5 protein-coding genes are annotated in these 10,976 nt (G+C 54.8%); 2 read left to right on the top strand and 3 right to left on the bottom strand.

The window, feature by feature from the left end; genetic code table 11:
• Positions 1 to 160 precede the first annotated feature (160 nt).
• Entirely contained in the window at positions 161 to 2,833 is a 2,673-nt protein-coding gene (gyrA, locus tag ACO6VX_RS01655) for a DNA topoisomerase (ATP-hydrolyzing) subunit A (protein ID WP_010258103.1), read from the top strand.
• Positions 2,834 to 3,555: 722 nt separating this feature from the next.
• Positions 3,556 to 6,408 (top strand): two-component system sensor histidine kinase RcsC, encoded by a 2,853-nt coding sequence (gene rcsC / locus ACO6VX_RS01660; RefSeq protein ID WP_010248396.1) that lies wholly within the window; start codon positions 3,556 to 3,558, stop codon positions 6,406 to 6,408.
• A gap of 54 nt (positions 6,409 to 6,462) precedes the next feature.
• Here rcsC and rcsB read toward each other — a convergent pair whose 3' ends face one another.
• Genes rcsB through ACO6VX_RS01675 form a run of 3 tightly spaced genes read right to left on the bottom strand, consistent with a single transcriptional unit; the run spans position 6,463 to position 10,946 of the window.
• On the bottom strand, positions 6,463 to 7,113 hold the full coding sequence (gene rcsB, locus ACO6VX_RS01665; RefSeq protein WP_009089068.1) for a response regulator transcription factor RcsB: 651 nt from the start codon (positions 7,111 to 7,113) through the stop codon (positions 6,463 to 6,465).
• 1 nt (position 7,114) lies between these two features.
• Entirely contained in the window at positions 7,115 to 9,772 is a 2,658-nt protein-coding gene (rcsD, locus tag ACO6VX_RS01670) for a phosphotransferase RcsD (protein WP_010248389.1), read from the bottom strand.
• Between the two features lie 19 nt (positions 9,773 to 9,791).
• Positions 9,792 to 10,946, bottom strand: coding sequence for an MFS transporter (locus ACO6VX_RS01675; RefSeq protein WP_422457495.1), 1,155 nt, complete (start codon positions 10,944 to 10,946; stop codon positions 9,792 to 9,794).
• Positions 10,947 to 10,976 lie beyond the last annotated feature (30 nt).

A 10,976-nucleotide genomic window follows, 5' to 3' on the forward strand; every position in this document is an offset into this window, starting at 1 on the left:
CAAAATGTGCCCACAGTATAAACGCTTAACCGCAGATGGCACACCTTTCAGGCACAAGGAAAAGCGGGTGAAATCGGTGGTTAGCGTTCACCAGAGCATTGCAGTGTGATATACTTTCGCACCTTTAAAATCCGGGATTAAGTAGAGGGATAGCGGCTCCATGAGCGACCTTGCGAGAGAAATTACACCGGTCAATATCGAAGAAGAATTAAAAAATTCTTACCTCGGTTACGCCATGTCGGTCATCGTTGGCCGAGCTTTACCCGATGTGCGTGATGGCCTGAAGCCGGTTCATCGTCGCGTACTTTTTGCGATGAGTGTACTGGGTAACGACTGGAACAAACCCTATAAAAAATCTGCCCGCGTCGTCGGTGACGTTATCGGTAAATATCACCCGCATGGTGATTCCGCCGTTTACGACACCATTGTACGTATGGCCCAGCCTTTCTCCCTGCGTTACATGCTGGTGGACGGACAAGGCAACTTCGGTTCCATCGACGGCGACTCCGCCGCGGCGATGCGTTATACCGAAATTCGCATGTCGAAAATCGCCCACGACCTGTTAGCTGACCTGGAAAAAGAGACCGTCGATTTCGTACCGAACTACGACGGCACTGAGCAGATCCCTGAAGTTCTGCCGACCAAAATCCCTAACCTGCTGGTGAACGGCTCTTCCGGTATCGCCGTAGGTATGGCAACCAACATTCCGCCGCATAACCTGCGTGAAGTGATTAACGGCTGCCTGGCTTACATTGAAAATGAAGACATCAGCATTGAAGAGCTGATGGAGCACATTCCGGGGCCTGATTTCCCGACCGCCGCTATCATCAATGGCCGCCGTGGCATCGAAGAAGCGTATCGCACCGGACGCGGTAAAATTTATATTCGTGCGCGTGGCGAAGTGGAAGCCGATGCTAAAACGGGCCGCGAGACCATCATCATTCATGAGCTGCCGTATCAGGTTAACAAGGCACGCCTGATTGAGAAGATTGCGGAGCTGGTGAAAGAGAAGCGTGTCGAAGGCATCAGCGCACTGCGCGATGAGTCTGATAAAGACGGCATGCGTATCGTGATTGAGATCAAGCGCGATGCGGTCGGCGAAGTCGTGCTGAATAATCTCTATTCACTGACCCAGTTGCAGACCTCGTTTGGTATCAACATGGTCGCCCTGCATCAGGGTCAGCCGAAGATCATGGCGCTGAAGGAGATTCTGGACGCCTTTGTTCGCCATCGTCGTGAAGTTGTGACGCGTCGTACTATCTTTGAACTGCGTAAAGCGCGCGATCGTGCGCATATCCTGGAAGGTCTGGCGATTGCGCTGGCGAATATCGATCCGATCATCGAGCTGATTCGTCGTGCACCAAACCCGGCAGAAGCGAAAGCGGGTCTGATTGCACAGTCGTGGGATCTCGGTAACGTGTCAGCGATGCTCGAGCGTGCCGGTGATGACGCCGCGCGTCCGGAGTGGCTGGATCCACAATATGGCATCCGTGATGGTCAATACTATCTGACCGAGCAGCAGGCTCAGGCAATTCTGGATCTGCGTCTGCAGAAACTGACCGGCCTTGAGCACGAGAAGCTGCTGGATGAGTATAAAGCGCTGCTGGAGCAGATCGCTGAGCTGCTGCGCATTCTGTCGAACGCGGACCGTCTGATGGAGGTGATCCGCGAAGAGCTGGAGCTGATGCGTGATCAGTTCGGTGATGAGCGTCGCACAGAGATTACCGCCAACACGGCTGACATTAATATCGAAGACCTGATCAATCAGGAAGATGTTGTGGTGACATTGTCGCATCAGGGCTATGTGAAGTATCAGCCGCTGACCGACTATGAAGCGCAGCGTCGTGGTGGTAAGGGCAAATCAGCCGCACGTATCAAAGAAGAGGACTTCATTGATCGTCTGCTGGTCGCCAATACGCATGACACGATTCTTTGCTTCTCCAGCCGTGGCCGTCTCTACTGGATGAAGGTTTACCAGCTGCCGGAAGCAAGCCGTGGCGCACGTGGACGTCCAATCGTCAACCTGCTGCCGCTGGAAGCCAACGAGCGTATTACGGCGATTCTGCCGGTACGTGAGTATACCGAAGGCTTTAATATCTTTATGGCGACCGCGCTCGGTACCGTGAAGAAGACCGCACTGAAAGAGTTCAGCCGTCCACGCAGCGCGGGCATTATTGCCGTGAATCTGCGTGACGACGATGAGCTGATCGGTGTGGCGCTGACCAACGGTAACGATGAAGCGATGCTGTTCTCAGCGGCCGGTAAAGTGGTGCGCTTTGCAGAAACCGCAGTCCGTGCGATGGGTCGTACCGCCTCTGGCGTACGCGGCATCAGGCTGGCTGAAGGCGATCGCGTTGTGTCATTGATTGTGCCGCGTGAAGAGGGTGCAATTATGACCGTGACGCAGAATGGTTACGGCAAGCGTACGGCCAACAGCGAATACCCGACCAAGTCGCGTGCGACTCAGGGTGTTATTTCAATCAAAGTGACCGAACGTAATGGTCCGGTGATTGGCGCCGTTCAGGTCGTTGATGGCGATCAGATTATGATGATCACCGATGCCGGTACGCTGGTGCGTACCCGCGTTTCAGAAGTGAGCGTCGTGGGTCGGAATACCCAGGGTGTGATTCTGATTCGTACCGCAGAGGATGAGAACGTCGTGGGTCTGCAGCGTGTTGCCGAGCCGGTTGAAGAAGAAGAGCTGGATTCAATCGACGGTAGCGTGGCGGAAGGCGAGGAAGATATCGCGCCGGAAGCAGAGAACGACGATGAAGAGATTGCGCCGGAAGCGGATGCAGAAGACGAAGACGACGCGGCTGAAGACGAAGAGTAATTTGTCTGGCGTGAGCTGAGGTTCGTTGCAGAAACGGCAGGTCAGGGGAAACCCGGCCTGCCGTTTTTTTTGTGTGATGGGGAGGGAGCAGGGAGCTTAGGGCTGGAGGCTGGAGGCTGGAGGCTGGAGGCTGGTTGCTGGTTGCTGGTGGCTGTGAGTTGGGAGCCGCCGAAAGGCCCACTATGCCCGATCGCAAAGGATTCCCGCATCCATGCGGATCGGCCACGCCATCGCGGGCCAGACGCTTTGCTCTTCGGGCACAGCAGGCCTTTCTTGTTGGGATTTGGGTGTCGCTTTGAGGGGATGGGCGTGTTGTTTGAGGTGTGAGAGGCGGGTCGGGAAAATGGCGGGTGGCGGGTGGCTGGTGGCTGATGGCTGTGAGTCGGGAGCCGCCGAAAGACCCGCTATGCCCGATCGCAAAGGATTCCCGCATCCATGCGGATCGGCCACGCCATCCCTGGCGTGGACGCTTTGCTCCTCGGGCATAGCGGGCCTTTCTTGTTGGGATTTTGACGTCGCTTTGAGGGGGATATGTGTGTATTTGTTTAAGCCGTGAGAGGCGGCCATTTTTTGTTGGGATAAAGATGTTGCTTTGGCTGTCTTAAAAGATTCCCAAACCGCCCGCTAAGCCTGCGGCTGGCTGGCTTTTTACGCCCGATAAAGCTAGTGTATGGGCATTAAAAATCGATGATGCGACTAACCTTGCCAACTGCGAGTTACCTTTGAAATATCCTGTCTCTTTCCGCACTACGCTTCGCATCTCGCGCTATCTTTTCCGCGCGCTGGCGCTGCTAATCTGGACGCTGGGCGCCGTTCTTACTGCGTTTTACATTATCAGCGTGCTGCACAATAAAGAGACGCAGGTTCGGCAGGAGTTTGCCAGCAACTACGGCACCATACAGTGGTATGTGCGCCATTCGGCGGACATGATGCGTGAGCTGAAATATATCACCGAGAACCGCTTAACCAACGCCAGCAGCGGTCTGGATGTGCTGACCGGTATGATGCCAGGCAAAACATCCCAGCCGCAGTTTACGCCCCTGTTTTCGGATGGCGACTGTACCTCGATGAGCAATACCTGGCGCAACTCGCTCGATTCACTCAGTTACTACATCAATTACTGGAAAAGTAACTTCGCCTCATCGTATGAGCTGAATCGGGTGTTCTTTATCGGTGGCGAGAGTCAGTGTCTGGCCGACTTCACGATTGGCAGCAGCAATGCTGACCGGGAACGCAGCCTGAAATCGCTGCGTGAGAATGTGCTGCGCTATCGCAACAGCAGCGAAGAAGATCGCCGCAATCCGATGTACTGGATTAACAGCAGTGCTCAGCCAGGCGTCGGAACCTTCTTTATGGTGGTGCCCGTCTACGTTGCTAATAAGTTACAGGCGCTGCTTGGCGTCGAACAGAATATCCGTCTGGATGAGTTTATTCAGCCGGGCAGCCTGCCGATTATCGCCTCCATTACCGATGAAAATTATCGTCCACTGCTAAATTCGCGGCGCGGCGGGCTGGGCTTCTCGCTCGATAGTCTTCCTGATGATAAAACCTGGTTCGGATACCTGAATGGTTATCGTCAACTGGTTCTGAAAAAGCCGCTGCCGCCTTCCGATCTTAACGTGGTGTGGTCGATATCTACCGACGTGATGGTGGATCAGCTCAAGCTGATGATCATTAATGCGCTGCTGCTCAATATTTTCAGCGCTGTCATTCTGTTTACCCTCGCCTGGCTATTTGAGCGCCGGATGTTCCTGCCGGCGGAGGAGAACGCGCACCGGCTGGAAGAGCATGAGCAGTTTAACCGTAAGATTGTCGCCTCTGCGCCGGTCGGGATCTGTATTTTACGCACCAGCGACGGCACCAATATTCTGAGTAACGAGCTGGCGCACAATTATCTGACGTTGCTGACGCAGGAAGATCGCCTGCGGCTGAATGAGATTATTGGCGGGCAGCAGGTCAACTTTGTCGATGTGCTCACCGGCAGTAATACCAATTTGCAAATCAGCTTCGTGCATTCACGCTATCGTAATGAGAACGTGGCGATTTGCGTGCTGGTCGACGTCTCGGCGCGCGTGCGGATGGAGCAGTCGCTGCAGGAGATGGCCCACGCGGCAGAGCAGGCGAGCCAGTCAAAATCGATGTTCCTTGCCACAGTCAGTCACGAACTGCGCACGCCGCTTTATGGCATTATCGGGAATCTCGATCTGCTGCAGACCAAAGAGCTGCCCAGCGGTATCGACTCGCTGGTGACGGCGATGAACAACTCCTCCAGCCTGCTGCTGAAAATCATCAGCGATATTCTCGACTTCTCAAAAATCGAATCAGAGCAGCTGAAAATTGAGCCGCGTCCGTTTGCACCTCGTGAAATCGTGACCCACATCGTCGGCAACTATCTGTCGCTGGTGGTGAAGAAGCGGCTTACGCTCTACTGCTTTATTGAGCATGACGTTCCGCAGGTGCTGGACGGCGATCCGCTGCGTCTGCAGCAGGTGATCTCTAACCTGCTGAATAACGCGATTAAGTTCACGCATACGGGCTGTATTATCCTCCACGCTTACGTTGCGCAGGGCTATCTGGCATTCCGCGTCCGTGATACTGGCGTCGGCATTCCGGCAAAAGAGCTGCCACGCCTGTTTGATCCCTTCTTCCAGGTGGGAAATGGCGTGCAGCGTAATTTCCAGGGCACCGGGCTGGGACTGGCGATCTGTGAAAAGCTGATCAATATGATGGACGGCGACATTGAGGTCGACTCAGAGCCAGGTATGGGCAGCCAGTTTATTGTGCGTATTCCAATCTACAAAGGGCAGAAGCCGTCACTGATGCTGCTGGAGGATTTACAGGATAAGAAAATCTGGCTGGCGATGCGTAACGAGTACCTCGCGGAATTTATTACGCGTCAGATTCAGCAGCAGGGCATTCAGGTCGGGGAGTATAACGGTAAGCCTGGCCATGACGATGTGGTGATGACCGATTACGAACTGGATATTGATGTTCCGTTGCGGGCACTGGTCACTTTCGATGGATCGCATGTGGATATGCCGCGTGAACGTCAGCCTGGCCGCTGGATCCACTCTACCGCCACGCTGCATGAGGTTCCGGCGCTGCTGGCGCGCATCTATCGGATCGCACTGGGCAACGACGCCGCAGATGCGCTGTTGCTGGCCGCACCGGTAGAAGAGAAAGTGCATAACGATGACATCATGGTGCTGATTGTCGATGACCATCCGATTAATCGCATGCTGCTGTCGGAACAGCTCGGCACGCTGGGCTATCAGGTGAAGACTGCGCAGGATGGCGTTGATGCACTTAATGTACTGAGTCGTAATGAGATTGATATCGTACTGACCGACGTGAACATGCCGAATATGGATGGTTATCGCCTGACGCAGCGGTTGCGTCAGCTGGGCCATCTCTTCCCGGTGGTTGGCGTGACGGCGAATGCGCTGGCGGAAGAGAAACAGCGTTGCATGGATGCGGGCATGGATAACTGCCTGTCGAAACCGGTGACGTTAGATGTGCTGAAAGTGACGCTGGCAATCTATGCTGATCGGGTACGTAAAACGCGGATGGGGTAGGGCAGGAAAGGGCAGAGGCGAGGCGGTGCAGGCTGCACCGCCTCAGGAAGTAACTTAGTCTCTTTCGACCTGAGTCTGGCTGACAGACGACAGGTAGTTCAGCAGTGCGATATCGTTATCCACGCCCAGTTTCATCATCGCTGATTTCTTCTGGCTACTGATGGTTTTGATACTGCGGTTCAGCTTCTTGGCAATCTCGGTGACCAGGAAACCTTCTGCAAACAGACGCAGCACTTCGCTCTCTTTCGGTGACAGGCGTTTGTCGCCATAACCACCCGCGCTGATTTTCTCCAGCAGTTTCGCAACGCTTTCCGGCGTATATTTCTTGCCTTTCTGCAGTGCAGCCAGTGCCTTTGGCAAATCGGTAGGCGCGCCCTGTTTCAGTACAATCCCTTCGATATCGAGATCAAGCACTGAACTCAGAATCGCCGGGTTATTGTTCATGGTCAGAACAATAATCGAGAGATCCGGGTAGTGGCGTTTAATATATTTAATCAGCGTAATACCATCGCCATACTTCTCACCTGGCATAGAGAGGTCGGTGATCAGGACGTTGGCGTCAAGCTTGGACAGATTATTGATCAGTGCTGTTGAGTCTTCGAACTCACCTACAACGTTAACCCATTCAATTTGTTCCAGAGATTTTCGGATACCGAAAAGGACAATTGGATGGTCATCGGCAATAATTACGTTTAAGTTATTCATCTTATTGGTTACCTTGCTGCAGCAGTTGATTGACGTAAGCGTCAATATCACTGGTGGTATTTGTAATGTTTGAATCGTCACACGCTTTAATGTGGTGTTCTAACTCTTCACAAAGCTGTTTGCCGGGAGTCAGATTGAGCATGGCAAACACGCCCTTTAGGCGATGCGCTGTCTGAGCAAGCGAGGCGTAGTCCTTTTCCGCCGACTCAGTATACAGCCTCTTCACATCAACCGGTACTGTCTCCGTAAACAGCTGGAAATAGCCGCCGCTCATCAATGGCGTGGCCGCGTCGTCTTCCGTGTCGTTATCCATCACATCATGCGACAGTTGCTTCTCTATCAGTGCCAGCAATGCATCCAGCAGCGCATTACTGAGATTGAAATTGACCCGATACTGCTGGTCGTTCAGTGCATGGTGCCCCAGTTCATCTTCCGCCAGCAGCAGTGCCCAGCCGCTAAGCTTTGATGGATCGTCGGTCACCAGCACATCGTGATCCTGACCGGAAATGCGCTCGTCGGGTGTCAGACAACGCGCTCCCCAGTTTTCCAGATGGCGGCAGACAATTTTATGCACGTCCTCCACGGTGATCTCCACCAGCGCGGTAACGCCATCCAGAATTTTTTCCTCTTCTTCTTCGCGCTTCTGCTCCAGCACCAGCGGCAACTGCATGTTGTAGCGCGTGCCGATATCCGCTTTTGCCACGATATCCAGGCTGCCACCCATCTGCTTGCAGAGCTGCTTACAGAGGAAGAACGCCATGCCAGAAGCCTGTCCGTAGCGATCCTGACTGGTATCGCCCAGGAACGGGAAGTCGACATTGGCCAGTTCATCCACCGTCAGGCCCGCACCGGTATCCACCAGTTCGATAATCAATCTATCGGCCTGCTTGTCCGCAGCCTTAACTTCCAGGGTGATTTTCCCCCAGCGGGTGGTGGTCAGGGCGTAGTGCATCAGCGTGGTCAGCACTTTACGCAGGGCGCGACGGTCGCCAAAGCGCGTCTCATCATTAGCCAGGTGATTATTCACCACCAGCGACAGCCCTTTGCGGCGCATCAGCGGCAGGCTTTCCAGCGCGATCTCATCCAGCAGTTCCTGCAGGTTAAAGACGGTCGCATCGGGTGACCAGTCGTGCGCCTCAAGCCGGTTCAGCAGCACAATATCATCCACCAGCCGCGCCAGCCCCTGACTCTCATCGAGCAGGTCCAGCACGGTCTCATCGGCATCACGCTGGCTGAGCTGTACCAGCTGCGTCACCATCTTCTCCAGGGGCTGATTCAGCGCGTGGCCCAGATTGTGCAGCAGCTGCTGTCGCATCTGATGGTTACGATCCAGCACCTGCTGCGCTTTTTGCAGCTTCTTATTCACCAGCAGCTCGCGATCCTGGTCACGCATCATAAACAGCTGGGTATGCGGCGACAGCACGCTGCGGGCGTGGCGAATCTCATACACTTCGTTATTGATGGTGGCCTGCAGCACGCCCTGATGCTGGTCGGACATATTAATGATCTTCTGCAGATTGAGGTGAGGCAAAAGATGTTCAGCAATCTTATTGCTCAGCAGGGTGCGGTTGCTGGCAAAGTCATACACCAGCAGACCGACCGGCAGACTGGCCACAATCTCTTCATTTAATACCCGCAGCGAATCGAGTTCAGCGCTCTGGTTCTCGCTGGGACGCAGCGACTGCTGGCGCAGCAGCACGATACCCGCCAGTGAAAGCAGGAACAGCAGCAGGTTAATCAGCAGAGGCCAGAGCAGATTATGCAGGGTGTCGATAATCAGACGGCCAATCGGCACCTGATAAACCAGCTGCAGCGAGGTGCTGGGCAGGGTGGCCGTAATCTCGATATTGGGATTAACCAGTGAGATGCGGGTATTTTCCACCTCCTGCTGTTCACTACTGCTGGCAGGCATTGAGCTGTCCTGACGCAGCTGGAAATTTTCCAGCGGCATGTTCTGCGGAACAATATCGTTAACCGGCAGATCAAAGGCGACCACTGTGGCCAGATGGCCTGGCTGATTAAAGGTGGTACGCAGCGTGAAATAGTGATCGTTCTGGAAGGCGAGGTGGCGCAGCGGTGAGAAACTCTCGCGCTCATCGAGCGCATTCGCCTGCTGCAACATCTCAGCACGACGGCCATCAACCATTGAACTGATGGCGCTCTCTTTATAACGCGTCGCCATATCTTTCAGCGGCAGGGTCGAGATCATAATCAGGCTATTGTCCTGACCATTTAAAAAGTACATCGACCAGGTGGGATTTTCTGCGCCCCACAGCGTGTCGAGATAGTTCGACATCCGCATGGTCATGTCCAGCGTGCTGCTGTCATGTGAGCCGAAAATCAGCGCTTCCGTTTTACGCCGGGTTTTTTCCAGATAGTAGACGTCAGGACGCAGTCGCGTCTCCTGCAGGTTACTGCCGGGTGTTGCACCTGCCGCACTGGTAGAGAGGTTTTCATAGATCTGCCAGGTGGCAAAGCGATAGGCATCAATGCGCTTCTGAACGTCACGTGCCAGATCGTCCATGGCATAGCGCTTCCCGGTCAGCCAGGCATTCACCGAGTTATGCACCATAAAGCCCAGCGCCAGCAGGAGCACCAGATTGAAAACCACAAAAAAGCGGGTGACGTTGCCGGAGGTCAGTGGAAACTTATACAACATAGCGTGTCAGGTACCTGAATTATTGCGCAACTTTTCGCGCACTGGCGGCTACCGCTAACAGCAACAGGGCGATCGCTAAAAATGCGCCGCTGAGGCTGATCCATTGCGAAATGAATCCGATTAAAGCCGGACCTGAGAGAATACCCGCATATCCCAGCGTTGTCATGGCAGAAATCGCCAGGTTCGCAGGCATATCCTGTTGATTCCCGGCAGCATTGAACAACATCGGCACCGTGTTAGATAAACCAAAGCCGACCAGCAGGAAAGCCAGCAGGGCGATCTCCGGCCACGGCAGCCAGACGGCCAGACTCATGCCCGCGGCGGCGGTCAGCGCGCCGGTCAGCATCACCGGGTAGCGACCAAAACGCTGGATGATCTTATCGCCGCTAAAACGGCCCAGCGTCATCGCTACGGAAAACACCGCATAGCCCAGTCCGGCCCAGGCGGGTGACATCTCCGGGTTCTGCAGCAGCAGCAGCGCGCCCCAGTCCAGCACGGCCCCTTCCGCCAGGAACAGGATAAAGCAGAGCAGGCCAAGAAACGCGACCCAGCCGCGTGGGATCACCAGCCAGGGTTGATCGGGCTGATGCAGGCGTTCATTCATTAAGACCGGCAGTCGCCACAGCAACAGCAACAACATCACTGCCATTACCACCAGCGTGGCGGCCAGGGGTGAAAAAGACTGGCTCAGCAACAGGCTGACCGTGCCCGCACCCAGAATCCCGCCAAGACTAAAGAAGCCATGGAAGCCGGACATCATCGGTTTATCCGCCGCCTGCTCAACCTGAACCGCCTGATAATTCATCGCCACATCCAGCATGCCCAGCCCGGCGCCAAACAGCATCAACGCAGCCGCCATGACCAGATGAGAGTCAGCCGTGGCCAGTAGCGGCATCATCATCAGCACTAACAGGGTAGAGAAGCACATCACCCGACGGCAGCCAAACCGCCCCACCAGTGTGCCGGTCACCGGCATCGCGGCCAGCGAACCAATACCCAGACAGAGCAGTAACGCGCCCAGTGATGCGCCGCTGAGCTGCAGACGATCGCGGGCAAACGGCACCAGCGGAGCCCAGGCTGACATTCCTAAGCCATTGATCAAAAAGATGGTGCGCGTGCCCCAGTTCAGGCGGCTCTGATGTTTGTTTTGTTGTGCAGCGTCCAGTGCGGTCATAGGTCAGATTCATCAATGGTAAAGCGGAAA

It is taken from the genome of Pantoea sp. BJFS-204 (genome assembly GCF_049310725.1).
Taxonomy (GTDB): Bacteria; Pseudomonadota; Gammaproteobacteria; order Enterobacterales; family Enterobacteriaceae; genus Pantoea; species Pantoea agglomerans.